A 24187-nucleotide genomic window follows, 5' to 3' on the forward strand; every position below is an offset into this window, starting at 1 on the left:
GAAGAAAACATGAACAATTTGTTTGCCAATGGCACGCCGCAGCGGATTCCCGAAGTCTTGGCCAATCGGGATCGTCGGGTGGCCTTGCAGAATCAATTGACAAGATCACATCCTGACCAGACCGTGATTGCCGCCAAGCTTAATATTCCCGGACCAATCAAGAATAACGAGACGATCAAGAACTTCTTTGTGACCAAGCTGACGATTTTTGAAAAGCAGCTGCAGGCTCAGTATGATTTTAAAATGGTTGGGCAATGGCTTGATGAATCAACTGGACCTGAACGCTTCTATCTGGTTGATGGCTCTGCCGCGCAGGTTAAACAACTAACAACGGAATTTGAAGAGGCTCAAGCTGCGCATCGGTTGTTTGATCTAGATGTCTTAAGTCTTCAAAATAATCAAACCGTTTCAATCTCGCGTACAGAACTGGGCCTGTCTAAACGCCAATGTCTAATCTGCGGCCGACCAGCGAAGGAATGTGCTCGTTCAAGACGTCACTCGGTTGCTGAGCTGCAGGATCGCGTGGCGGCATTAATTGAAAATTTTTGATGTAATAATAAAAGCTCCAACTTTTGAGAAAATCTCAAGTTGGAGCTTTTATCCATTTTTAGTAGTTAAACAGGTCGGTTGACAGGTAACGATCACCGCCATCTGGAGATACGGTAACGACTTTCTTGCCTTTGCCCAGCTGTTTTGCTAATTCGATTGCACCGTAAATGTTGGCGCCAGCTGAAATGCCAGGCAAAAAGCCTTCCAGACGACCAACTTCCTGACCAGTCTTGATGGCGTCATCACTGGAAACTTCGATAACGCCATCATAGATTTCTTGATCCAGCGTCTTAGGAATGAAACCGGCACTGATACCTTGGATCTTGTGCTTACCGGCCTTGCCTTCTTTAAGCAGCGGTGATTCAGCAGGTTCCAAAGCGTAGACCTTAACGTTTGGATCAACTTTTTTCAAGGCATGGCCGATACCGCTCAGCGTGCCGCCAGTACCAACGCCGGCAACAAAAGCGTCAGGCAGATCGTCCTTGCCAAAAGCATCGATGATTTCTTGACCAGTCGTAGTTTCGTGAATTGCTGGGTTGGCTGGGTTTTCAAACTGCATTGGCATAAAGTAGCCTTTGGTGTCAACCATTTCTTGGGCCTTGGCAATTGAACCCTTCATGCCATCAGCGCCAGGCGTCAGAATCAGTTCCGCGCCGTAGCCCTGCATCAGCTTGCGACGCTCAACGCTCATCGTTTCTGGCATGACGATGATCAAGTGGTAGCCCTTGGCAGCTGCTACGCTGGCCAGACCGATCCCGGTATTGCCGGAAGTTGGTTCGATGATCGTGTCGCCCGGCTTAAGCTGGCCTTCTGCTTCAGCTTTCTCAATCATGGCCAACGCGATCCGATCTTTGATGGAGCCAGCAGGATTGAAGAATTCCAGCTTTACGTAAACGTCGGCGGCATCTTCAGGAACAATCCGGTTAAGTTTTAAAAGCGGCGTGTTGCCAATCAATTGGTCGATTGAAGTGTAGATTTTTGACATAATTTTTTCTCCTTTAGGCAATGGTTAGTGCGTTTTGTGAATATTCAGCTGTTTTTTGCAGCCAGTTTTTAAAATACAGCTGCTGTACTTTTTCCCACTTGAATTGGGGATCAGTCAGTTTATTACTGTCTTTAAAATAATTCTTTGGCAATGTGTAGTGACGATCGGGATGGGCAGCCGTTTCCCGTTGATATTCGGCTAATAGTGCCAGGCGATCGTATTCAAGATGGGCAAACAGAAAGTCTTGATTGTCGCTACCGGTTAGTGAAAGCAGGTAGTTATCACAGGACATGGCGTTAATCGTCAGTTCAGGTGTTTGGCGAATCTGATCATGGTCCAGCTCGGCATAGCGTGCATGCGGTGCTGGGAAGGGGACAGTGAGACCATTTAAAACGGGGGTTTCAACCAAAATCTCGTTGTCAAAGACGCCGAAGTATTTTTGGGTCAATTGCCGTTTTTCAATACCATACAGATAGTTGGCGGCAGCCATGGCACCCCAGCAAATGTAGAGCTGTGGGATGTTTAGGTCGACCAGCGTATCAATCAGGCGCGTGACCTCATCGTGATATTCGACCTGTTCAAACGGAATCTGCTCAATCGGGGCACCGGTAATGATGAACCCTTGTAGTTGACTTACTTTGTTAAGGTCTAACGGTTCAGAGGTTTGTTGAACCAGTTCTGGGACCGGTCGATTGCGGTAGTGGTCAACGGGATAGAAAAAAGTAAGTTCAACCGTGGAATCGAGGGCCTTAAAGATTGATGAGAAACGTTGCTGAGTGGCAACTTTGTCATGCATCAAGTTTAAGATACCGATTTTAAGATGCTGATTAGTCATCAGGTGCTCCTTTCCAAACGATTGCGGCAGCTAAACAATCAGACTTTCACCGGTGAGTTTGTCATGATTTAAAGTGCGATGGATACAAAAAAGCCCCGCAAACTATAGTTAGTCTGCGGGGCTTTACAATCGACAGGTTTGTCGACTGGGCTGTTTATACTAATGCAAAACAAGCCTTTTCCGCAGAAAGAAAAAGGCAGCAACAAGTCATGTTCTTAGCAAAGTTAGACTTAATCATGGTGCACTTCTCCTTTCTGCTTATTTATCAACGCATCTTTAAATATGCTCTTATTTTACATGACATCTTATAAAATGCAAGTAGATTATCAAAAATAATTGCTGAATAAAATTTTAAAAACCGTGATTAACCGCGCCATCCTGCGATATCATGCGAGGTAAAGCGATAGTTAAGTTTTTTTTGATAGGCCTTTTCGTAGGCAGCCTTTTTTTGAGCATAGTCTTTTTTCATCATCAATTTGGCGTTTTCGTTGACGGAAAGCTCAGGGTCGGGCCAGATTAATGGTAAGACATGCAAACGATAGCGGGTTTGATAAAATTTATCATTGTTTTTTTCGATTTTGGGCAGATCAATGATTTCTGTAAAACAGGAAATGATTGGAACCTTAGCCTTGGCAGCGTAATAATAGGCACCGCGTTTAACCGGACGAGGCTTACGGTAGTTGAACCACATCTCTTGTTCCGGATAGATCAGAATCCAGTGCCCATGCCTGGTTTGCTGGGCGATTTTTTGCGGCAGCGTGCGTCCAAGATAGGTGACGTTTTTAGCCAGCGGAAATACATCGAGATGATTCATCAAAAAACCAATTAAGCCGTCCATTTTGAGATTGGTTTCCTGAATAACGATAAATAAGCGGCGATGATTTTTTTGGGCCAGCTTGCGGATGACGGTATTATCCAGCTGATTAAAGTGATTACTGGTAATTATTGCTCCTTGAGTTGGTGAAAGCGGCTTGAGATTTTCTACTCCACAAAACGTGGTATCGCGATTGAACCAATTTGTAATTCCACGCATTGTGGCTCTGGCAATCAAATTGTCGAAACGGGCGCGCCAATGAGCCTGATCCTGCCAAAATTGATTAATGATGGCCAAGCTTTCTGCTGCGGTCAGCTGCGGGTCATTGATTTCCACTTTTTCGTTAAAAAGCCCTTTTTGGACGTGGTCGGCAATGTTGTTGATCACTTGATCGCGTTGGTCGCCAATAATCATAAAAGCCGCACCTGCTCTCCTTGGTCCAGCAGCTTTTTAAACGTAACGGGATTTTTAGGCAGTTCGTCAGCGTGATTAAGCATGCTCATCAATTTTTTCCGGTCAAGTTGCTGCATGGCTGGAGTATATTTGGCCCGCGTCGTTTTAAGCTGCTGGGCGTAAGGCGTTTTCTGAGCGGCTTGCCAAAAGTACTGATCATACATCACTTGATCAAAATGCCATGGCTTGAAAAAGAGGTTATAGTGAATCAGCTTGGGATCGTTGATGCGTTCAGCGGCAAATTCTTCATCTTTAGGCATGGCATTCCATTTTTCATCCAGGTAGACAATGCGGCCGCTGCACATGACGTTTAGATAGTCTTGATCGGGTGCGATGCAGTCGATGTGATATTTTTGCAGCAGGTATAAGAAACGCTGAGTAAAATCGTCTTGACGCAGCTGCTTGAAATTCATCAATAAAACGCCAGAGTTGATGTATTCAGCTGCTGGTACGCCGACTGCCTTTTTGATGTAGGTCTGCATTGGGGCAACGTGTTCAACGGAATGATCAGGGGCCGCGCCAATTAGATTATTATTGAGCTTAATGGCAAACATTTCTGCGGGATCGCCATTCCAGACCGTATCGCTGTCCACATAGATTGCCTTATCGTATTGCGGAAAAAGATCGGCCAAAAACAGCCGATAAAAGATGCTGGGCGTGAAGAAATCAGCTCGCAAAAAGTTTTCTTTACGATTTTGAATAGCTGCCAGCTTGGCGTCGTTGATTTCATAAAAAATAATTTCAACGTTATCGCGCGTCAGACTTTTAAGATTTTGCCGCGTGGTCGGGCGCAATCCTTGATGCACAATAATGATCTGATATTGGTTATCTGATGAAACGTAAGATAAAAGCGACTCGATTGCTACGGCTGCATAAGGCGCAAAATCATCGCTGATCGTATAGAAAATTGGAATTGGTTGAGACATAGTAACCTTCTTTCTTAATTCTATAGTTCGGATTTAAGTTGCTGATATTCTTCCAACAGACCATCATACTCATGCAGACGCAGATCTTTATGGACGTTGCTGATCTGCCATGGTTTAACGGTCAGAATGTGGAACCATGGGAAGAAACGGAAGCTGGTGGTAAAGTGCTGAAAGACGGTGTCGTGATGGAGCCGCCTTTGATCATTGAACCGCCGCGGCGCGATCTTTTTGGCGTGCGTCAAGCGGTTGATCGCGGCCTGATCGGGCATGAACATGTGGCGCGTGGCAATCATGCGGCGCGCCTTGACGAACAGATTAGTCTCCTTGATCTCTGGCAGATTCAAAAGCAGAATTCCTGAATTGATGTAGTCGGCCATCCGCATTTGATGGTGGAAGAACCATTTACCGTAGTGATCCAGTACGCCGACGACTTGTACGCCAGTCAGGTCTTGATTATAAAAATCGTCAAATGGCTCGCGACAGATGACGTCATTATCCAGATAAAGCAGGCGATCTGGCATGTTTGGAATCAAGTCGACATAAAGGCGCAGCATGGAATAGGGTGTAAAGCGGGAATTCATGTTAGCTGATGGCTGCGATTCGTTGAACAATTTAGTGCAGTCAATCAGATGCAGCGTGTTTTTAGGATTATAAGCTTGAAGCTGCTTAGTCAAAAGATCAGCGGCTTTTTGACTGAATGGTTCATATTGTCGCGATTCAGTAGCGGTTTTCATGGTAAGAACGTAAATGTTTAATGGTTCTTTAACATGGTGAAGCAGAGAAAGCGTAACGATCAAGACGCCATCTTCAGCCCGATGATCGCCACAAAATAAAATATTCACGGTTTCATCTTCTTTCTTGAATGTATTTAATAGGTTCGTAGCTGCTCCAACGCGCGCGTTGCTGCATGGCGGCTTGAATCTGATCATGCAACCAGATCTGCTGCTTTTTGGTCGATTGGTTTTTAGCAGGGATGAATGGCCCATCGATAAAAACGGTTAATCGTGGCTTGGTTCCCCAACGCGGCTTTTGATAGGTCGTCGTCATGCAAAATACCGGACTCTGAGTTTTAACCGGAAAGCGAAAACTGGTCGCAGGAAACGGCCGAATTGCGGTATAACTGGGCCAGACGTGGGCTTCAGGATAGATGAAAACGTGGCCTTTATCTTGAACGACTTTTTGAATGGCCTTTAAGAGGCTGGCGGTTTGGTGAAGCGAATTGCCGACCGGCAGTGCGCCACCAAAAGAAAGCAGGGGCCCAATCACAGGGATTCCCCAGTTTGCAGGCGCTGCCAATGCATAAAAATGACGCGCCTGGCCAATTAAAAAAGGCATGAAGACGTCGTTGACCGGCTGAGTATGATTACCATAGACAAAATATCCCTGTCTTTGGTAGGGTTTTAGCTTTTCGAGACCAATAATCCGAGTTTGACGGTAGCCGTAAGTATACAAGTAGGCGAACGCCTTGGCACTGCCACGTACCAGCCAAGACCAGCAGCGTTCGGCCGGTTTGGTGCGTAGCCAGCAAAAATTAGCCGGCAGCTGAAAATCTTGATGAGCGCTCTGTACTACGTCATCAGTTGGTTCGGTATAATAAATTGTTTTTACCAAACTTTTCACCTTCTAAAACTGTAGCAGTTAAATTAAAATTGACAGAAATTAATCTAGAAAATATTATACTCGAAAAGCATTGCAAGTAAATACTTGCAATGTAGTAAGATTAAATGTGAAAGGTGGCTTGGCAATGAGAAATAAGTCAGCAACCGATGAAAAGATCATGCAGGCATTTGAGTTGTTGGTTGAACAGCAAGGTTATAGCGCGACAACTACCGTTCAGTTGGCACGAACGGCTGGCGTCAATGAAAGCACGATCTTTCGTCATTTTGGAGACAAACTTGGTTTAGCGTCGGAGCTGATTATAAGATATCGCAAAAATCTAATCGAAGTAATGACTGATTTTAAACCGGTTTGGGATCTAGAAAACGACTTGATCAGTTTTTCGCGGCATTTTCGGCAACAATGGCCCAAGCAGCACGTGATGGTCATGCTGATGAGTACGGTCAAGGATCCAATACAAAAGCAGAAGCTGCATGTTGCGATGCATCAGGTCCAAAAGAGCGTCCAGACTCAGATTACACAATACCTGGTCAAAATGCAGCGTTTGGGTAGGATACGGGCAGATTTGGCACCAGAACAAATAGCATTGAATTTTATGTGGCTTAACATCGGTCAATTTTGGAGCAGCCGTTTTATGGAAAACGAGCAGTACCAAATATCAGATGAGCGCTTTTATGAATTGTCAATCCGTCCATTTGCCAATTTATTGATGTCTGCGGTAAAAAATAATAAACAGAAAGGATGTTGAATATGACTTCACGAATTGAACGACTACGAAAAAAATTTGATGCATTATATATTGACGCGTTTATGGTTACTGATGAGGCAAATATTTTCTATCTTACCGGCTTTGACTTGACGCAGGGGGATGGCGAGCTTTTGATCACCAAGGATGCTGCTGTTTTAATTACTGATGATCGATATGCCACTGAACTGCAGGAGTTTGCCAGCGATGAGGTCGTGGCTACAATCACGCGGGACTATTGGGGAGCTTTAAATCAGATCTGTCAGGGGATGCAGATTGAGGTCGTGGGGTTTGAAAATACGATTGACTACCGGATTTATGACGTCTTAGATGAAATTATGGCTGCTGATATCGTACCATTTGATGGTTTGATCGAATCCATGCGGGCAATCAAAGATCCTGATGAGATTCAAAAGCTTCGCCTGGCTGCCCAGCTACAGTCAGCCGGTTATGAATACGTCTTAAGTTTTATTGAACCAGGAATGACTGAAAGACAGGTTGCCAACCGACTCGACTTTTGGATGAAGGAGTACGGAGCCGAGTCCGCTTCGTTTCCCACCATCTGTGCCAGTGGCGCCAACGCTGCCATGCCGCACGCGGCAGCTGGCGACAAGGAAATTGAAGAAGGCGATATCGTTACACTGGACTTTGGCTACTTTGTGGAAGGCTATACGGCTGACATGACGCGGACGTTTGGGATCGGCGACATCGATCCGGAACTAAAGGACGTCTATAAGATCGTCAATGAGGCCCGGCAAGCTGTGATTGATGCGGCTAAAGTTGGTATTCATGGTGATCAATTGGATGCTGCGGGTCGTCAAATCATTGAAGCAGCCGGTTATGGCGATGAGTTTAATCATGGCATGGGTCACGGAATTGGCTTGAGCGTTCATGAACTGCCAAACAGCTATGGTCCCAATGCCAGCAACGTGATCTTGCAAAACAACCAGGTTATTACCGTAGAACCAGGCATCTACATTCCAGAAATTGGCGGGGTGCGCATTGAAGACGATATTTTGGTAACGCATGGTGGAATTGAAGTACTGACGACGGCGCCAACCGAATTGGAAATTGTTAAATATTAAGATGAAAAAAGAGCTAGACAGTTTATATAGGTCAATTGATCAAAAAGGCAAAGCAGCCATTTTAAAAAATCAGTTTGCCGATCCTTATTTATGCCGGCTTAAGCCAGATTCACGACTTGGGTTGACGCTGCTTGCTCGGTTGCCGGTTCATGTTGGCAGAAACATTGGCTATGCTCAGCAGAAACTGCGGACTGCTAATCCTAATCTCTACTGCTATCCATTGGCGGATCTGCATCTGAACGTTTTGAACCTGATTGAAGCGCGGACTGATTTTTCGCTGGCACCGGCTGACTTAGCGGCCTATCAAAACAGCATCAAGGAATTGCTGGCAAATTGCCGCCCGTTTTCTGTTATGCTGCAAGGCTTGATTGCCAGCCCCAGCGGTATTTTGACAGTGGGATATTATTCTGATGAGCTGTTTGAGCTGCGAAAGGCGCTGCGCTTAAAGCTGGCCAAGGACTTGCCGCTTGTTGATCATTATCAGACAGCATCTGGTCATGTTACGATTGCCCGTTTTGAAGCGCCGCTGAACGATCCAAACGGTCTGCTTTGCGACTTAGACGAGATGGGTCAACTGCGGTTTGGCAGCTTTGTCGTCAAGCAGGTGGACTTGGTAATTGCCGATTGGTACAATCATGATGTAAAAGTAATTGACGAATACGCACTGGCCGCGCTAAGCTAGCATGGTTGCCAATTTTGGCGGAATAGTGCATAATTAAAAGGATGTCTTAATGACGAAAAAACTGGAGGGCTGACAAATGGCAGAAGATTCCAACATTATCTTAAACAGCGAAGATCAATCGTTGGGTACGATTCAAATCGCTCCACGTGTCTTAGAAATCATTGCAGGGATTGCCGCTGGTCAAATTGAGGGCGTTTCGCGCATGCATGGCTCGATTGCCAACAGCGTCAGTGAATTACTGGGGCGTTCTGACCATCGTCGCGGCGTTAAGCTTTCCAACAGTGATGACGAACTGTCGATTGACGTCGACGTTTACCTGGAATATGGTGTTTCCGTTCCTAAGGTTGCGGCAGAGATTCAAGACAAAATTAAGCAGCAGGTTACGCTGATGACTGATCTGAGCGTTAAAGAAGTCAACGTTCACGTACAGGGCGTTATTACGGAAAAAGAAGAGCAGCAGGTTGATCCCAACGATATTTTTGGGGAACACGAAAACAAAGATGGTGAAGAATAGTGGAAATTAGTCGTCATGCGATCCGTGAATGTGCCTTTCAAACGCTTTTTGCATTGGCATCGGATCCAGAAATCGATCGTGAGGCAATCTATGCAGAACGCTTGGGGCTCAAGCCGGATGAAGAAGTGCCAGCCTACTTGCCAGAGCTGGTTGATGGCGTTTTGGCTCACCAAGCCGAACTGGACGCACAGATCGAATCCAAGCTGGCTCCCGGTTGGACCTTGTCACGCTTGGCTCGCCCTGATCTGGTAATTCTGCGCCTGGCACTGTACGAGCTGGAATACACGCAGGTACCAAATGCCGTGGCCATTAACGAAGCCTTACGCTTGGCACATGACTTCAGCGATGAAAAGTCATATCGCTTTATCAATGGTGTTTTAGGCAGCATTGAAAGCGAACGCAATTAATCAAAAAACTCATCTCGTTAAATCAGGGATGAGTTTTTTTGTTAAGGTTTTAATGCTAGAATATAAACGTATGCAATTTTTATGCAGTTTGATTAAGGAGTGAAATAAGTGGCCACATTGATCGACGGTCGGGCATTGGCTAAAGAGGTCAACGCTCATACTAAGCAGCGGATAGAGAAGTTGAAGGAAAAAGGCGTAACGCCAGGTATTGCGACGATTTTGGTCGGTGATGATCCCGCCAGCCAGATCTACACGCGCAGTAAAGAAAAAAAGGCGCACAGCCTAGGGATGAAGTCGGTGCGAGAACAACTGCCGGCTTCAACGACACAAGCCGAATTAGTGCAGGCGGTTGAGCATCTAAACAGTGATCCAACAATTCATGCGATTCTGGTTCAAGAGCCGCTGCCTAATCATCTTGATGACACGGCAATCGTTAATTTAATCGATCCGCTCAAAGACGTTGATGGTTTCCATCCTATCAATGTCGGTAAGCTCTATAACAACGTCCAAGGCAATTATCCAGTTGCCTGCACGCCGCGTGGAATCATGACGATGCTGCGCCACTACCATGTTCCACTGGCTAGTCAAGACGTTGTGATCGTTGGCCGCAGCACGCTGGTCAGTCGGCCGCTGCAGGCGCTGCTGATCAATGAGGATGCCACGGTAACGATTACCGGACGACGGACTAAGGATCTGGCCAAGCGAACGCGTGAAGCCGATATTCTGGTCGTTGCTGCCGGCGTGCCTAATCTGATCAAAGCCGATGCCGTTAAACCGGGAGCTACGGTGATCGATGTCGGTATTAATCGGTTGGATGACGGGACGATCGTTGGTGACGTCGACTTTGAATCAGTCAAAGAAGTGGCGGGAATGATTACGCCCGTTCCAGGAGGGGTTGGTCCAATGACAATCGCCTCTTTAATGGAACAAACGGTTGATCTGGCAGAATGGAGCACGGAAATTAATGGATAAAAAGGATTGCTTGACGGTTAATCAACTGACTCGTTATATCAAACGCAAATTTGATTTTGATCCTTATCTGCAAAAAAATCTTTGGATCGTCGGCAAGCTGACCAACTTTAAGCAAAGGGCGCGCCATCAGTATTTTTCGCTCAAAGATGACGATGCGCCCGAAGATCAGCAGACCGTGATCGATGCCGTAATGTTTAGCAGTGACTGGGAAAAAGTCGACTTTACACCAGAAAATGGCATGGAGATAATCTTGGGCGGCAAGGTGACCGTTTATGAAAAGACTGGTCGCTACCAGTTTTACGTCAATCGGATGCTGCCAGTTGGCGTCAGCGCGGCCCAGCTGGCATTTCAGGAAACCTATAAAAAATTAAAGGCCAGTGGTGTGTTTTCGCATGCGCAAAATCCACGACCGTTGAATCGTTTCCCTAAGCGGATTGCAATCGTAACCAGCAATGACGGGGCCGTTAAACATGACATGATTACACGGATTCGCAATAATAATCCTTTGGCTCAGGTCGTCTTTTACCCGACACAGGTGCAGGGCGAGCGTGCCGCTGAGGACCTGGCCCGTCAGATCCAGCGCGTTGGCATCAATGGTACGTTTGATACGCTGATCGTGGCACGAGGCGGCGGCTCAGAAGAAGACTTGATGCCGTTTAATTCAGAAATCGTGGCACGGGCGGTAGCTGCCAGCCCCATTCCCGTAATCTCAGGGGTTGGTCATGAAACTGATACGACCATTTGTGATCTGGCTGCTGATTATCGCGCCCAGGTACCGGGATTGGCGGCGGAAATGGCTACCCAGCTCCATTTGATCGACATCTTGACCGAATTGCAGAGTGCGCGCACACAGATGGCCCATACAATACAAAATCGCTTACAGCAAGCCAACCAGCAGTTGCAGGTCTTGACCAGCAGCTATGTGTTTTCACAGCCTAGTCGTTTATATGAAGGTGAGCAGCAATATGTTGATCAGCTGACCGAAAAACTGCAGCAGTCAATGCAGTGGCGCTTGACCCAAACCAGTCACGCCTGGCAGCGATTATTGGATGGTTTGTTGTTGAACGCGCCGGCCAATCGACTGCAGCAGAATCGACAACAGCTCTCGCAACTGCAGCAGGCAATGATTCATGCTATGGATAAGCAGCTGCTGTCGGCAGGCGATCGGTTCAAAAGCCTGCTCAGTCAGTTGGATTCATTGAGTCCGCTCAAAGTAATGGCGCGCGGCTACAGTTATGTAACCAAGGAAGATAAAGTCGTTGCCAGCACCAAGCAGCTGCAGCTTGATGATCAAGTCGCGCTGCATTTTAGCGATGGCACGGCCGAAGCAGTAATCAAAAAAATCGATAAGAGGTAAAAAATGGCAAAACAACCTAGCTTTGAAGAACAGATGAGTCAGCTGCAGCAAATCGTCAATGAGCTGCAACAGGGCAATCTGTCTTTGGAAGAATCGTTAAACGAATTCAAAACCGGCATGGAATTGGCTAACGGTCTGCAAAAGCAGCTGCAAAATGCTGAGGCCACGGTTGCCCATCTGATGAAAGACGATGGCAAGGAAGTTGAGGATTCAACCGACAGCCGCAATGATGATGGCTCAGGACACCAGGGATATCGTTCACAGTTTAGCGGCCAGGGATTTGAAGACGGTCAGGACGATAACGTTGATCTTTTCTAGCTTGAGATTAATGAAAGGAATGAGCAAATGGTCAGCACGATAACTGAACTTAAAACACGGATCGATGCCTATCTGGACCAGGCTCTGCCAATGGACATCGACCAGCCGACCTTAAAAGAGTCAATGTGCTACTCGGTCGAGGCGGGTGGCAAACGCTTGCGGCCGGCATTGACTTTGGCGACGATTGAAATGCTGGGTGGACAGATTGATGAAAGCAGGCTGCGGGCTGCCTGTGCCTTGGAGCTGTTGCATACCTATTCGCTGATTCATGATGATCTGCCAGCTATGGACAATGATGATCTGCGGCGGGGCGAGCCAACCAATCACGTCAAGTTTGGCGCTGGGATGGCAACGCTGGCTGGCGATGGCTTGCTGACGCTGGCTTTTCAATGGCTGACGGATAATCAGCTGCCGGTTGACGTTCAGGCGAATTTAACGCTGGCCTTGGCTAAAGCAGCTGGTCCCAGCGGTATGGTTGCTGGACAGGCACGCGATATCGAGGGTGAGGGCCAGCACTTGAAGCTTAACGAACTGCAGTATCTGCATCGCCAAAAAACGGGAGCGCTGCTCAAATACGCGGTTCAGGCAGGCGGTATGATTACTGAACAGCCGGCCGCAGTCATTGAGCTTTTAGGAACGTTTGGCGCGCAGTTTGGACTGGCCTTTCAGATTTATGACGACATCATGGACGTGGTAGCTACGCCGGCACAGATGGGAAAGGCAACCCAAAAAGACGCCGCGGAGCATAAAAACACCTATCCGGGACTGTTGGGACTTGATGGCGCTAAAGAACAGCTGCAAAAAGCCCTTGTTCAGGCACGTGATGCTCAGCAGCAGCTGGCAGAGCTGACAGGGCGATCAATGGCTGGTTTTGATCAGTTTTTGGCATACTTTAAACTATAGGACGAGATTATGATTGAAAAAGAACGCGTTGATATTTTACTAGTCAAGCAGGGCCTGTTCGATTCCAGAGAACAAGCCAAGCGTGCCGTAATGGCCGGCGAAATCTTAGGCAAGAACAATGAGCGCCTTGATAAGCCAGGCCAAAAGATTCCCGTTACGACAACTCTGCACATGAAAGGCAAGAAGATGCCGTACGTCAGCCGAGGTGGTTTGAAACTGGCCAAGGCACTCAAAGTATTTGATATCTCGGTTAAAGACAAGGTGGTATTGGACATTGGCAGCTCAACCGGCGGCTTTACCGATGTGATGTTGCAAAATGGCGCCAAGCTCAGCTATGCCTTAGACGTTGGCACCAATCAACTGGTTTGGCAGCTGCGGGACGATCCGCGGGTTGTGGTCATGGAACAGACCAACTTTCGCTACAGCAAGCTGGCTGATTTTACACATGGGCAGCCAGAGTTTGCCTCAATTGACGTGTCGTTTATTTCTTTGAGCCTGATTCTGCCGCCATTGGCCCAGATTTTAAAAATGGGAGGATCGGTCGTGGCCCTGATCAAGCCGCAGTTTGAAGCTGGTAAGGAACACGTAGGCAAGCATGGCATCGTCCGTGATCGTAAGGTGCATGAAGAAGTGCTGCAGCATGTTTTGGGCTTTGCAACGGCTGATCATTTTGATGTTTTAGGACTGGATTTCTCACCGATTAAAGGTGGTCAGGGGAATATTGAATTTTTGGCGCACCTGCAGCTGGTTGATCGGGAAGGCCGCATCGCACCAGAAGTTGACATTGACCAGACGATCAGTGCGGCATATGCGGAACTAAACAAGCAGGATTAGTTTTGGAGGTTTTGTCAATGAAAAAATCAGAACGTCAGCGACACATTCAAGAAATTATTTCCAATCAATACGTTGAACGTCAAGAAGACCTGGTCAAGCTGCTGGCCAAATCCGGCATTCGCGTCACGCAGGCAACGATTTCGCGCGACATCAAGGATATGCAGCTGCTCAAGGTACCAAGCGTGGGTGGCGGCTATCACTACAGTCTGCCAGCTCGGCGTCAGGACAATAAGGAAGAACGGCTGGCAAACGTGATGGGCAATGAGCTGCAGGAAATGAAGCGCAGCGATCGGTTCGTTTCCTTGTCGATGCGGCCAGGCAACGGTCCGGTAGCCGCCATGCTGATCAATCAGATGAAATATCCCACGGTGTTCACCGCAATTGGCGATGATGCCACGGTTTTGATCGTCTGTCATTCTGCGGGGGCCGCCGTTGAATTTGAACGCACGCTGCAGGCACTGCGCTAGACTGGGTGATCAGCTATGCTACAGGAACTGACAATTGATAATTTAGCGATTATCGAGCATTTAACGCTGGATTTTAGTGATCAGATGACGGTTTTGACTGGTGAGACCGGGGCCGGCAAGTCCATTATTATCGATGCGGTGGGCTTGTTGGCAGGCAATCGCGGCTCACAGGAATTCATTCGGCATGGCGAAGAAAAGCTCCATCTGCAGGGCCAGTTCACATTACCGGATGATCAGCGCTTTTTTGCATTACTGGATGATCTGGGAATTGAACGTGATGATGGCACGCTGATCATTTCACGTGAGATTCACCGCAACGGCCGCAACGTGATTCGGGTCAATGGCGCGCTGATCAATACCGCCACGCTGCGCAGGATCGGCGCTCATCTGGTTGATATTCAAGGTCAAAACGATCATCAACAGTTAATGCAGCCAGAAAACCACCTGCACATGCTAGATCAGTTTGTCGCCGCTCAGGTTAAGCCGCTATTGTCTAAATATCAAGAGGCCTACCAGCGCTATGCCAAGCTAAAGGCAACGCTGAGCCGCAAGCAGGCTGACTCACAGCAATGGGCCCAGCGTTTGGACATGCTGCGCTACCAGGTTAAAGAGATCAGTGCTGCCGATCTGCATGCCAATGAAGAAGGTGAGCTGACCAGCGAGCGCGACCGTTTAGAGCATTTTCAACAGATCAACAATGCCCTGCAGCTGGTCGTTGGGGTCTTAAATGAAGGCGAGGCGCCGGTTCTTGATCAGGTTGCCCAAGCGATGAATGAGGTTCAAGAAATCGCGCCGTTTGATTCGGCCTATGATGAGTTGAGCAAGTCACTGGGGGATGCCTACTATTCGCTTCAAGACGCTGCCAATGCTGCCAGTCGTCAGTTAGATATGCTCGAATTTGATGATGGCCGCTTGGAACAGATCAATGAGCGCTTAACCATCATTGGTGACTTGGAACGCAAGTATGGCGATACGGTTGAAGATGTCTTGGCATACTATGAAAAGATTCATAAGGAACTGACGACAATGGAGCAGACCGCTGATTCAGATGATGAGCTTAAGCAACAGCTGGCCGCGGTGACTGGCGAGCTGCAGAAACTGGGCAGTGAATTGAGCCAGGTTCGGCAAAAAGCCGCCCATCAGCTCAATGGCCAGGTTCATCAGCAGTTAAAAGAGCTCTATATGGATAAAGCCGTCTTTGAGGTTAAGTTTCATCAAAATGAGTCAACGACCTTTTATCCGGATGGAATTGACAACGTTGAGTTCTATATTCAAACCAATCCTGGCGAAAGCATGGGACCATTGGTAAAGATAGCTTCTGGCGGGGAGCTTTCACGGGTCATGCTGGCCTTAAAGACGATCTTCGCCCAGCACGAAGGCGTTACCTCGATTATTTTTGACGAAGTTGATACGGGGGTTAGCGGTCGCGTTGCTCAGGCCATTGCTGACAAGATCAAACTGATTGCCCAGCATTCACAGGTTTTGTGCATTACACACCTCCCACAGGTTGCCGCCGTTGCCCAGCATCATTTTCTGATTCAAAAAACCGTGCAGAACAACCGTACTACCACCCACGTTACGATTCTGCATCCCGAAGAGCGCATCAATGAGCTGGCCCGGATGATCTCAGGTGAAGAGATTACCAAGCTGAGTCGCGAGCATGCCAAAGAACTGCTGCAGATGGCACATTCATGATCCGCGCTGGGTTCAGTATTTGTTGAGTGCATCACGTTAAGCTTCTTGGTGCTTTACATCTGTGAACGCACGGAAGTTGGATTGAAATATATAGATGCGATTGATGAAGATCAAAATGGGACGCCTTGTCAAGTGACAGGAGTCCCATTTTTTATTGGCTTGCTATCTACGGTTGAGCACGGTATGCGTTTCAAAATTCGCGGTTTGTGGCTGAAGGTAGCTTTTTTGGTGAAACGAAAGAGTTCTGGTTTTACGTCATTTATTTAGCGGTCTTAGTTTTGCTAAAGCAATGGATGTCAATGATTGCAAGAAATTCGACACTGTAGGAGCGTTGTTGACTGTGATTTATTCAAAAAATTCTGCATAACAACAAATGATAAAAACATCATTACCTACTTTTTCTTAAAACTCAATGCATAATAGGTAAAGGTTAATGTATATCGAGTTAGGGGCCCCTAACACTACCTACTATTTGATGAAAAGTGCGCAATAGTAGGTAATTCACAAAGTCGGTCTGGCCCAATCAACTTCTAAATATACATTTTTACTGATGATTACCTACTATTTTAGAAAAAAACTTTAGAAGTAGGTAAAGTCACCTCGGTCGAATATACGGTTACCTACATCCAGTCGAAAATCAAAAAATAGTAGGTAATTTTAGAACTAGCAGCTAATTTTCTTCACAAAGTAAGCTATCCAATCAGTGCAAAAGATGCCTGAACGTTTAGAATCATGCTTTGATCATCGAATCGGTCTACTGGTTAAATTTTGACGGTGTCAATCAGCAAGCAGAGGTGTTTGAGCATATTGCATTGCCTGTGGAGCGAACGATTTGATTTTCAGCTAACCGTAACTCTTAATTTCATAGCCTCTAAGGATGACAAAGCCAAATAACTGCTGTGCAATGGTTTAAGTAGTTATTTGGTCAGAAAACAGTAATCACATGTTATCCTTTCTTGCTGAATGATTCTTAGAATATTGGTGAACTAAACGATAAAAGATCAAGTGTTATCAGAAAAGTTAGCAATCAGCTGATTAAAATTCAGCGGTATCTATTTGCCTCAATATATTATATACGATATAATATTATAAAATAAAAGTGAAAGAGGCGAAACGAGAGATGAAGATTCAAGTTTCAGCTGATCTTTTGGATGGCTTGGTGCTGGCGCTGCTTGAACGTAAAGATTACTATGGCTACGCGCTGACGCAAGATATGCAAAAAGCGATTACGATTTCAGAATCCACTCTTTATCCGGTACTGCGCCGGCTAAAAAAGGATCAGTTCGTCGAAACGTATGATCAGCCATATCATGGACGCAATCGCCGTTATTATCGTATTACGTCTGCTGGTGAATCGCATCTGGCACGCGTCAAGCAGGTATGGACAGACTATAAGGCAAGCCTCGATTCGATTTTTGAGGCCAGCAATTATCCTTTAAAGGAGGATCAGACACATGACTTCTGAAACTGCAAAGTACATGCAGATGTTAAGACGTTACCTTCGCAAGCTGCCCGATGATGAGATTGATGACGTCATTGAATTTTACAGTGAGTATCTGGCAGATGCCGGCATTGATACCAAAGCAGAAATTGAGCGGGAACTAGGAACGCCGCGTCAGCTTGCCTTAAAAATTCTTGCCGATCACTCTATCAAAGAAGAGGCTGAAGATCAGCGGGTTGTCTCCAAAACCAAGATCAAGACGACATGGCTGATTATCCTTGCGCTGTTGGCCACCCCGGCAACCTTAATTATCGGTTTGATTCTGCTGAGCGTGCTGATTGCCATTTTTGCAGTCGTCTTTAGTGGCGTGGTGGTGGTCATATCGCTTGCTGGTGGTGGCATCTTTTTGACGGCGGCGGCGATTTTTACTGGTTTGAGTCTTTTGTTTACCAACCTGGGGACGGCCCTTTTCTATCTGGGAATCGGCTTGATTGGACTGGGACTGTTATTGATCGTCATTCCGCTCGTTTGGGGCTGCTCTGTCTGGATCGTTAAGGCATGCACGCGTCTCGTTCAGCACGTCTACTACCGGTACATCAAAAAGGAGGCAGCAAAATGAAAAAGACTATCGTAAGCGGCCTGGTCATCACAGTGATTGGCGCTGTTATGCTGGCGTTTGGCATTGGAATGCATGGTCAGCGAGCAGTAATCTTTGACGGCTTGACTCCGCATGTGGTATCAAAAGCCAAGACAACACGGACCCAGACCTATGCTAAAGCTGAGCGGATTAAGGCAGACGTAAGCGATATGAATGTCGTTGTCAAACAGGGCAAGACTTTCTCTGTTAAGTATGCTGGTGAAAAGAGCAATCAGCCAACCATTGCAAAGAAAAACGGCACGATAATCATCAATTCCAAGAGTCGTAAGCATGGTTTTAGCTTTAATGGCTTTAGTTTTTCTTCAACTGGCTTTTATCATGGCGTCGCAAACGACAGACTGACGATCACGGTACCTAAGAACGTAAATCTCAAGCATTTGGCGCTACGGGTTAATGATGGCCAAGTCATTCAAGAACCAGCTGCCAAGATGAAAATCGAAAAATATGACTTGCAGGTAAATGATGCCAGTCAGGTAAGTCTGAGCAATTTGGAAATTGAGCAGGCCGACTTCCGGTTTAACGACACGGATACTGCTTTTAATGGCGTAACGATCAATAGTGGCCAGTTGCACCTTAACGACAACGATCTTGCCGTTAATGATTCTGCTTTAACCAAGACACTGGTTCAGACGGCCGATTCGGATATTACGATGAATTCCGTTGCCTTGGATAGTGGCAATCTCAATACCCAGGATGGCGACGTTCATTTTAACGACATCACCATTACCAATGGTTACTCGATTACAGCCAAGGATGGCGATGTGGAAGCATTGAACACTAAAGCAGATGGCTACTCGACCTCGGTTAGTGACGGCGACAATCGTTTATTCAATCAGTCTAGTGAAAATGGTGGCACGCTTACTCAAAACGAAACTGCGCCAAACCGTCTGCAAGTCAATGCTTCAGATGGTGACGTGACCATTAAATAGGGGGGATCATTATGAAAAAACTGACGAAATCAAACGATCGGATTGTCGCTGGTGTTTGTGGCGGGATCGCGGATTATTTTGGCTTTGACTCAACGATCGTACGACTTGTAATTGCTGCCCTGGCTCTTTTCACCGCGATTGTGCCATCGATCGTTCTTTACGTAATTGCGGCGATGATTATCCCAGATGCATCGGCAAAGAAGCCAGAAGATGATGGCCCAGTTTTTTACGAATCAAATGAAAAATAATAATTAAAAATGCCTGGTGATTGTCAGCAGAAACAAGCTGGTGATGGCAGGGCATTTTTGCTTGCTTTGATAAATAAAATTTAATGATGGGAAAAAAGCGGTCCATTTTAATGTTGATCGTCTTTTAGTCAGCATTCAAGTTTTCTTTTGATAGCGCTTTCTTTTGTGAAATGTAGTCTTACTAAAGCTTAATTAAAAAAATCCAGACAGGTAAGAATCTTAACGTTATTCACGATCAAACGGCTCCAGTCCGAAAATTGATACATTTTTAGCTAATCATCTTTACTGATTGATTAAAACTAAATAAACTTTGTATTAACTTTTGATTAGAAGGGAGCCTGCTTATGACATCTTTACTACGAAAAAAAGATATCAATGCCTTGATTAGTCACGCGTCACCATTAAAACGAACGCTGCGCACCTGGGATCTGACTTTCCTGGGAATCGGTGCCATTATCGGTACTGGGATTTTTGTTTTAACAGGGAAAGGGGCCCTTACTGCCGGACCAGCTCTTTCCATTTCATTTTTGATCGCGGCACTCTGCTGTGGTTTTGCTGGTCTTTGTTATGCTGAATTTGCTTCAATGGCGCCGATTGCTGGCTCGGCCTATACTTATTCTTACATTGCATTTGGTGAAATCATCGCTTTTATTATCGGCTGGGATCTGATTTTGGAATATGCGCTTAGTGCCGCGACGGTGGCTGTAGGGTGGTCGGGTTATTTTGTCAATCTGCTCGACAATTTTGGTATTCATATCCCAACGGCCCTGACGACCGCGGCTGGGACTACGCCTGGTGTTACTAGTTACTTCAACTTGCCGGCTTTCTTGGTCGTCTTAATCATCACCTGGATTATCTCGATGGGAATCACGCAAACCAAGCGGGTCAACGATACAATGGTGATTGTCAAATTATTGGTCATCATTCTCTTTATTGCCTGCACGGTTTGGTTCATCAAGCCGCAAAACTGGCATCCTTTCAGCCCATATGGATGGTACTCGCATCATAATGGTACGGCAACTGGTATTATTCCAGGGGCTTCAATCGTCTTTTTCTCTTTTATTGGTTTTGATTCGGTTTCATCCAGTGCCGAAGAAACGATTAACCCAAGCAAGACTTTGCCGCGGGGGATTCTGCTTTCACTGATTATCTCAACGATTTTGTACTTCTGCATGACTTTAACGATGACTGGGGTCGTTCGCTATCCAGTTTTCCGCAAGTACATCAACGCTCCAGTGCTGGCGGTTCTGGCCAAGACCGGTCAAAGCTGGCTGTCGATAATCGTATCGATCGGTGCTATTCTTGGGATGACCACCGTTATTCTGGTTCAGCTGTATGGCCAATCAAGAATCAGCTACTCGATGTCGCGGGATGGCCTTTTTCCGAAATTCTTTGGTCAAGTCGATGAAAAACACCAGACGCCTTTTAAAGGGACTTGGTTTTTCGGCATCATTACGTCGCTTGGGGCAGGCTTGATCAACTTAAACATTCTTTCTGAATTGGTTAACATCGGAACGTTGACGGCCTTTATCCTGGTTTCTGCCGGTATCTTAATCATGCGCTACACGCAGCCTGATCTGCATCGTGGCTTCAAAGCACCGGGTGTTCCATTTACCCCGATTATCTCAATTATTTTCTGTCTGACGCTGGTGGCTGGGCTTAACTGGGAAACCTGGGTTCGTTTCTTTGTCTGGCTGGCTCTCGGAATGGCGCTTTACTTTGGCTATGGTCGGCGGCATTCTCATTTAAATCCAGATTATAAAGGAGCTGATTAAAATGGCCTATAAAAATATTTTAGTCGGGATTGATGGTTCTAAGCGTGCCGATCAAGCCTTTGAAACTGCAGTTGATCTGGCCAAGGTTTTTTCAGCGAAACTGTATTTGGTTTGGGTAGTTAATCGTGACCGCGGGATGGATTCATCATTTGGGGTCAACGAAGACTTTTATCAAGACTTTGCCAAGCGTACCAAGCAACGTTTACAGCCATATCTGAAAAAAGCGCAGGATAAAGGAGCAGATGCTAGTGCCGAGGTCGTTATCGGCAGTATCAAAACCATTCTTGCCTATGATTTTCCAGATCAGCACGATATTGATCTCATTGTCCTTGGCAGTACAGGGATCAATGCCGTTGAAAAAATGCTGCAGGGATCTCACACAGATTATGTTGTTCGTCATGCTAAGGCCGATGTGCTGGTAGTCAAGTAAAAACAGATTGTTATTATGTCGACAAGTCATAAGGAGGAAGTTTCCATGAGTAAAATTGCATCGTTGGTTCCAGAAAGCTTAAAGTCTGCCAAGCCATCGTTGATTCGGGTCCTTAACAATAAATATGGCAGTGATCCAGAAATGGTTAACCTAACTATCGGCGAGCCAGATTTCAAGACGGCTGATCATGTTAAGCTGGCGGCCATTAAAAGCATCCTTGACGACCATACGCATTACGCGCATAACTGGGGGACGCCAGGGCTGCGCAGCGCAATCAGTGAATATCTGGCAGACGATTTAGACCTTCATTACGATCCGGAAAGCGAGATTTTCGTTACAGAAGGTGCCAGTGGGGCCATCAGTACGATCATTACAGGTTTGTGTCAGCCGGGCGATGTCGTGCTGGTTCCTTGTCCTGCCTACACGCTTTATCGAATCAACGCTGAGATGCGTGATGCCAAAGCGGTTGAACTGGAAACGACAGAGCCTGACTTTAAGGTGACGCCAGAATTACTGAAAAAGGCGTTGGATAAATATGGTGAAAAAGTAAAAGTTTTGGTACTTAACTATCCAGTCAACCCAACCGGTGTCACCTACACTCCTGACGAGGTACGGGCACTGGCTGATCTGCTCAAGAACTACAACGTTGCTATCTTGGATGATGAGATCTATGCTGATCTGCTTTACGAAGGCGAGCACCTGCCAATGGCTAAGCTTTTGCCAGACCAGACGCTTTATGTCAATGGGGTGTCCAAGAATGCCGCGATGACTGGCTGGCGGGTCGGCTATATCTGTGGACCGAGTGATGTCTTAAAAGCTCTTGCTAAAGTTCATCAAGCAGCAATTTCAACCAATGCTACGATGAACATGGATGCCGCTGAAGAAGCGCTTCGTCATGGCAAGGCTGATACTGCTCAAATGAAGGCGGAATATGATCAGCGTCGACAGTTCTTAATGGATGCCATGGATAAGATTGGTTTCCACTACACTAAGCCGATGGGGGCCTTTTATCTGTGGGTCAAGATTCCAGACAGTTTTGATGGTGATTCAATGGCCTATGCAGAGCACCTGGCAGAAAAAGCTAAAGTAGCCATTGTTCCGGCAGCGGCCTTCACCAAGCTTCCCGTGCGCTACTTTAGAATCTCATATGCGGCTTCAATGGAAAAACTTAAGCGGGCAGTTGATGGACTGGCTAAAGTTTTTGCAGAAGACGGTTCATTCTATAACTAGTGATGCTGAATTGCCGGCAATCAAGCTGGGGATGTCAGCATCTTGATAATGCGACAATAATAAAGGACAAAAGCAAAACAGGCTCGGGGAATCTCCTCGGGCCTGTTGTTCATATGTGAAAATTAGTGTGATAAGAAATAGCAATATATTTATTATATTTACTGTCTTTAAAGAATTTGGAGCCACGTCGTCTTAGCTCTCTTTCGGCTGAGCCACTAAGCATTAGATCATTGGATTGCGTTGCCCAATAGACGAGATCCTCTTTTGTGGCATTATGAGTTTTTTCGAAGTTATTGCTGACTTTTTTATCAAGGTCTGCATCTACCTTAAACGCCCAGTAAATGATGGATACAATTCCTAAACCAATAGCTCCTAACATATGACTCCACTTAATGCCTTTTTTAGCATGAAGATACCAACAAATACCTAATACAATCATAAGAATGATAAAAAACATAATAGTTTTCCCCTAAGATCTATTGCTTGATAAAACAATTGGCAATTAATATTATTAAGTTAAATAACATTATATATGGTCAATGCTTTAATTTCATTAACTGATAAATACATATAGTTTGGCTTTCTAAGGATGCTAAAAAATATTCAAAGCGCATCATAATTGTATTTTTGGATAGGAAAGCAACGTTTATACTAATGTTTGTTATTAAGACCCGTCTGCTTTTAGTAATCCATACTGGTTGAGGTATCAGCACTAGCCACTGGAAAAGGGGCAGGAAATGATTCTGAAACGAGTAAATTAATGACAGCAGAACTTAAAAGTAGTGATAGGCAGCTCAGACTTGACGATTATGCAAAAGCACTTGCATAAAGTCATATGATAAAAAGTTCATTACCTACTTTTTTCGAAAAATTGATGTATAGTAGGTAAAAATCAATGTATGTCAAGTTAAGGATCCCTAACACTACCTATAATTTGATAAAAATCACGCAATAATAGGTAATTCACAAAATCGGTCTGACCCAATCATCCCTTAAATATACATTCTTACCGATGATTACCTACGATTCGGAAAAAAGCTGCTTTAAGTAGGTAAAGTTAGGGAGGCCGAATATACATGTTACCTACTCTTGGTCAAAAATCTGGAATAGTAGGCAATTTCAACTCTGTAATTGGGAAAAGGCAAATTTTTCTTCACAAAGTCAGCAATCTTGAAGCCGTTAAGTCCATCACCAGTTGGCTCCCAAAGAAATAGAAGAATGAAGTCGCCAGAGCTATGTTAACCAACTTAAAAACGCCTTGAACAACGATTATGATGTCGGTACTGATCAATATCAGATTGGCTGTCAACTACCAACG

27 protein-coding genes are annotated in these 24187 nt (G+C 45.9%); 20 read left to right on the forward strand and 7 right to left on the reverse strand.

The annotated features are described in order from the left end of the window. A partial coding sequence (gene citX / locus ACLUWI_RS02770) for a citrate lyase holo-[acyl-carrier protein] synthase (protein WP_412146074.1) occupies positions 1 to 549 on the forward strand: 549 nt, incomplete at its 5' end. Positions 550 to 607: 58 nt separating this feature from the next. Here the strand turns inward: citX and cysK are convergent. The 6 genes from cysK to ACLUWI_RS02800 all read right to left on the reverse strand — a co-directional run bounded on the left by cysK (position 608) and on the right by ACLUWI_RS02800 (position 6182). After that, a complete protein-coding gene (gene cysK / locus ACLUWI_RS02775; protein ID WP_412146075.1) occupies positions 608 to 1534 on the reverse strand; it encodes a cysteine synthase A in 927 nt (308 codons plus the stop codon). Between the two features lie 13 nt (positions 1535 to 1547). Beyond that, positions 1548 to 2369: a homoserine O-acetyltransferase/O-succinyltransferase family protein gene (locus ACLUWI_RS02780; protein WP_412146076.1), complete on the reverse strand. Its 822-nt coding sequence runs from the start codon at positions 2367 to 2369 to the stop codon at positions 1548 to 1550. Between the two features lie 364 nt (positions 2370 to 2733). After that, complete coding sequence (locus ACLUWI_RS02785; RefSeq protein ID WP_412146077.1) at positions 2734 to 3597, reverse strand: lysophospholipid acyltransferase family protein; 864 nt, start codon at positions 3595 to 3597, stop codon at positions 2734 to 2736. Then, positions 3594 to 4562 (reverse strand): glycosyltransferase family 8 protein, encoded by a 969-nt coding sequence (locus tag ACLUWI_RS02790; RefSeq protein ID WP_412146078.1) that lies wholly within the window; start codon positions 4560 to 4562, stop codon positions 3594 to 3596. The genes ACLUWI_RS02785 and ACLUWI_RS02790 overlap by 4 nt, the downstream gene beginning before the upstream one ends. Before the next feature lie 20 nt (positions 4563 to 4582). Next, positions 4583 to 5404: a glycosyltransferase gene (locus ACLUWI_RS02795; RefSeq protein ID WP_412146079.1), complete on the reverse strand. Its 822-nt coding sequence runs from the start codon at positions 5402 to 5404 to the stop codon at positions 4583 to 4585. A gap of 4 nt (positions 5405 to 5408) precedes the next feature. Further along, positions 5409 to 6182 carry a lysophospholipid acyltransferase family protein gene (locus tag ACLUWI_RS02800; RefSeq protein WP_412146080.1) on the reverse strand — a complete coding sequence of 258 codons (774 nt, stop codon included), beginning with the start codon at positions 6180 to 6182 and terminating at the stop codon, positions 5409 to 5411. Between the two features lie 124 nt (positions 6183 to 6306). On the opposite strand from ACLUWI_RS02800, the gene ACLUWI_RS02805 reads away from it, so the two are divergent. The 19 genes from ACLUWI_RS02805 (at position 6307) to ACLUWI_RS02895 (ending at position 22869) form a co-directional block, all read left to right on the forward strand. Next, on the forward strand, positions 6307 to 6927 hold the full coding sequence (locus ACLUWI_RS02805; protein WP_412146081.1) for a TetR/AcrR family transcriptional regulator: 621 nt from the start codon (positions 6307 to 6309) through the stop codon (positions 6925 to 6927). 2 nt (positions 6928 to 6929) lie between these two features. Beyond that, positions 6930 to 8009: a M24 family metallopeptidase gene (locus ACLUWI_RS02810; protein WP_412146082.1), complete on the forward strand. Its 1080-nt coding sequence runs from the start codon at positions 6930 to 6932 to the stop codon at positions 8007 to 8009. Position 8010: 1 nt separating this feature from the next. Then, positions 8011 to 8691 carry a 2'-5' RNA ligase family protein gene (locus ACLUWI_RS02815; RefSeq protein ID WP_412146083.1) on the forward strand — a complete coding sequence of 227 codons (681 nt, stop codon included), beginning with the start codon at positions 8011 to 8013 and terminating at the stop codon, positions 8689 to 8691. 76 nt (positions 8692 to 8767) lie between these two features. Further along, positions 8768 to 9205, forward strand: a complete 438-nt coding sequence (locus ACLUWI_RS02820) for an Asp23/Gls24 family envelope stress response protein (protein ID WP_006499577.1) — start codon at positions 8768 to 8770, stop codon at positions 9203 to 9205. Beyond that, entirely contained in the window at positions 9205 to 9612 is a 408-nt protein-coding gene (gene nusB, locus ACLUWI_RS02825) for a transcription antitermination factor NusB (RefSeq protein ID WP_412146084.1), read from the forward strand. The genes ACLUWI_RS02820 and nusB overlap by 1 nt, the downstream gene beginning before the upstream one ends. Positions 9613 to 9720: 108 nt before the next feature. Continuing rightward, the gene (locus ACLUWI_RS02830; protein WP_412146085.1) at positions 9721 to 10584 is read left to right on the forward strand and encodes a bifunctional 5,10-methylenetetrahydrofolate dehydrogenase/5,10-methenyltetrahydrofolate cyclohydrolase; all 864 of its coding nucleotides are present in this window, start codon (positions 9721 to 9723) and stop codon (positions 10582 to 10584) included. Further along, positions 10577 to 11941, forward strand: a complete 1365-nt coding sequence (xseA, locus tag ACLUWI_RS02835) for an exodeoxyribonuclease VII large subunit (protein WP_412146086.1) — start codon at positions 10577 to 10579, stop codon at positions 11939 to 11941. The genes ACLUWI_RS02830 and xseA overlap by 8 nt, the downstream gene beginning before the upstream one ends. Before the next feature lie 3 nt (positions 11942 to 11944). Beyond that, a complete protein-coding gene (locus ACLUWI_RS02840; protein WP_412146087.1) occupies positions 11945 to 12259 on the forward strand; it encodes an exodeoxyribonuclease VII small subunit in 315 nt (104 codons plus the stop codon). A gap of 27 nt (positions 12260 to 12286) precedes the next feature. Beyond that, the gene (locus tag ACLUWI_RS02845) at positions 12287 to 13162 is read left to right on the forward strand and encodes a polyprenyl synthetase family protein (RefSeq protein ID WP_412146088.1); all 876 of its coding nucleotides are present in this window, start codon (positions 12287 to 12289) and stop codon (positions 13160 to 13162) included. Between the two features lie 12 nt (positions 13163 to 13174). Beyond that, complete coding sequence (locus ACLUWI_RS02850; protein WP_033935204.1) at positions 13175 to 13996, forward strand: TlyA family RNA methyltransferase; 822 nt, start codon at positions 13175 to 13177, stop codon at positions 13994 to 13996. A gap of 17 nt (positions 13997 to 14013) precedes the next feature. After that, complete coding sequence (locus ACLUWI_RS02855) at positions 14014 to 14463, forward strand: arginine repressor (RefSeq protein ID WP_006499584.1); 450 nt, start codon at positions 14014 to 14016, stop codon at positions 14461 to 14463. Positions 14464 to 14478: 15 nt separating this feature from the next. Then, positions 14479 to 16158, forward strand: a complete 1680-nt coding sequence (gene recN, locus ACLUWI_RS02860; RefSeq protein ID WP_412146089.1) for a DNA repair protein RecN — start codon at positions 14479 to 14481, stop codon at positions 16156 to 16158. A gap of 1120 nt (positions 16159 to 17278) precedes the next feature. Continuing rightward, positions 17279 to 17623 (forward strand): PadR family transcriptional regulator, encoded by a 345-nt coding sequence (locus ACLUWI_RS02865; RefSeq protein ID WP_412146090.1) that lies wholly within the window; start codon positions 17279 to 17281, stop codon positions 17621 to 17623. Then, positions 17613 to 18218: a DUF1700 domain-containing protein gene (locus tag ACLUWI_RS02870; RefSeq protein ID WP_169462174.1), complete on the forward strand. Its 606-nt coding sequence runs from the start codon at positions 17613 to 17615 to the stop codon at positions 18216 to 18218. Before ACLUWI_RS02865 ends, ACLUWI_RS02870 begins: the two co-directional genes overlap by 11 nt. After that, on the forward strand, positions 18215 to 19186 hold the full coding sequence (locus tag ACLUWI_RS02875; RefSeq protein ID WP_412146091.1) for a DUF4097 family beta strand repeat-containing protein: 972 nt from the start codon (positions 18215 to 18217) through the stop codon (positions 19184 to 19186). Before ACLUWI_RS02870 ends, ACLUWI_RS02875 begins: the two co-directional genes overlap by 4 nt. A gap of 11 nt (positions 19187 to 19197) precedes the next feature. Beyond that, positions 19198 to 19434: a PspC domain-containing protein gene (locus ACLUWI_RS02880; protein WP_412146092.1), complete on the forward strand. Its 237-nt coding sequence runs from the start codon at positions 19198 to 19200 to the stop codon at positions 19432 to 19434. A 344-nt stretch (positions 19435 to 19778) separates the two neighbouring features. Continuing rightward, the gene (locus ACLUWI_RS02885) at positions 19779 to 21209 is read left to right on the forward strand and encodes an amino acid permease (RefSeq protein WP_412146093.1); all 1431 of its coding nucleotides are present in this window, start codon (positions 19779 to 19781) and stop codon (positions 21207 to 21209) included. Position 21210: 1 nt separating this feature from the next. Further along, complete coding sequence (locus ACLUWI_RS02890; protein ID WP_412146094.1) at positions 21211 to 21639, forward strand: universal stress protein; 429 nt, start codon at positions 21211 to 21213, stop codon at positions 21637 to 21639. Between the two features lie 45 nt (positions 21640 to 21684). Then, positions 21685 to 22869, forward strand: a complete 1185-nt coding sequence (locus tag ACLUWI_RS02895) for an aminotransferase class I/II-fold pyridoxal phosphate-dependent enzyme (protein WP_412146095.1) — start codon at positions 21685 to 21687, stop codon at positions 22867 to 22869. Positions 22870 to 22978: 109 nt separating this feature from the next. On the opposite strand, the gene ACLUWI_RS02900 is transcribed toward ACLUWI_RS02895, so the two are convergent. Further along, positions 22979 to 23326, reverse strand: coding sequence for a hypothetical protein (locus ACLUWI_RS02900; protein WP_412146096.1), 348 nt, complete (start codon positions 23324 to 23326; stop codon positions 22979 to 22981). Positions 23327 to 24187 lie beyond the last annotated feature (861 nt).

It is taken from the genome of Limosilactobacillus mucosae, assembly GCF_046939755.1.
Taxonomy (GTDB): Bacteria; Bacillota; Bacilli; order Lactobacillales; family Lactobacillaceae; genus Limosilactobacillus; species Limosilactobacillus mucosae_A.

Excerpts from the sequence above, each read along its gene's own strand:
- ACLUWI_RS02885 (WP_412146093.1), top strand. The coding sequence starts at position 19,779 with ATGACATCTTTACTACGAAAAAAAGATATCAATGCCTTGATTAGTCAC.
- ACLUWI_RS02840 (WP_412146087.1), top strand. The coding sequence starts at position 11,945 with ATGGCAAAACAACCTAGCTTTGAAGAACAGATGAGTCAGCTGCAGCAA.
- ACLUWI_RS02820 (WP_006499577.1), top strand. The coding sequence starts at position 8,768 with ATGGCAGAAGATTCCAACATTATCTTAAACAGCGAAGATCAATCGTTG.
- ACLUWI_RS02875 (WP_412146091.1), top strand. The coding sequence starts at position 18,215 with ATGAAAAAGACTATCGTAAGCGGCCTGGTCATCACAGTGATTGGCGCT.
- ACLUWI_RS02870 (WP_169462174.1), top strand. The coding sequence starts at position 17,613 with ATGACTTCTGAAACTGCAAAGTACATGCAGATGTTAAGACGTTACCTT.
- ACLUWI_RS02780 (WP_412146076.1), bottom strand. The coding sequence starts at position 2,369 with ATGACTAATCAGCATCTTAAAATCGGTATCTTAAACTTGATGCATGAC.
- ACLUWI_RS02785 (WP_412146077.1), bottom strand. The coding sequence starts at position 3,597 with ATGATTATTGGCGACCAACGCGATCAAGTGATCAACAACATTGCCGAC.
- ACLUWI_RS02895 (WP_412146095.1), top strand. The coding sequence starts at position 21,685 with ATGAGTAAAATTGCATCGTTGGTTCCAGAAAGCTTAAAGTCTGCCAAG.
- ACLUWI_RS02790 (WP_412146078.1), bottom strand. The coding sequence starts at position 4,562 with ATGTCTCAACCAATTCCAATTTTCTATACGATCAGCGATGATTTTGCG.
- ACLUWI_RS02865 (WP_412146090.1), top strand. The coding sequence starts at position 17,279 with ATGAAGATTCAAGTTTCAGCTGATCTTTTGGATGGCTTGGTGCTGGCG.
- xseA (WP_412146086.1), top strand. The coding sequence starts at position 10,577 with ATGGATAAAAAGGATTGCTTGACGGTTAATCAACTGACTCGTTATATC.
- ACLUWI_RS02890 (WP_412146094.1), top strand. The coding sequence starts at position 21,211 with ATGGCCTATAAAAATATTTTAGTCGGGATTGATGGTTCTAAGCGTGCC.
- ACLUWI_RS02845 (WP_412146088.1), top strand. The coding sequence starts at position 12,287 with ATGGTCAGCACGATAACTGAACTTAAAACACGGATCGATGCCTATCTG.
- ACLUWI_RS02855 (WP_006499584.1), top strand. The coding sequence starts at position 14,014 with ATGAAAAAATCAGAACGTCAGCGACACATTCAAGAAATTATTTCCAAT.
- ACLUWI_RS02810 (WP_412146082.1), top strand. The coding sequence starts at position 6,930 with ATGACTTCACGAATTGAACGACTACGAAAAAAATTTGATGCATTATAT.
- recN (WP_412146089.1), top strand. The coding sequence starts at position 14,479 with ATGCTACAGGAACTGACAATTGATAATTTAGCGATTATCGAGCATTTA.
- ACLUWI_RS02805 (WP_412146081.1), top strand. The coding sequence starts at position 6,307 with ATGAGAAATAAGTCAGCAACCGATGAAAAGATCATGCAGGCATTTGAG.
- ACLUWI_RS02815 (WP_412146083.1), top strand. The coding sequence starts at position 8,011 with ATGAAAAAAGAGCTAGACAGTTTATATAGGTCAATTGATCAAAAAGGC.
- ACLUWI_RS02900 (WP_412146096.1), bottom strand. The coding sequence starts at position 23,326 with ATGTTTTTTATCATTCTTATGATTGTATTAGGTATTTGTTGGTATCTT.
- cysK (WP_412146075.1), bottom strand. The coding sequence starts at position 1,534 with ATGTCAAAAATCTACACTTCAATCGACCAATTGATTGGCAACACGCCG.
- ACLUWI_RS02880 (WP_412146092.1), top strand. The coding sequence starts at position 19,198 with ATGAAAAAACTGACGAAATCAAACGATCGGATTGTCGCTGGTGTTTGT.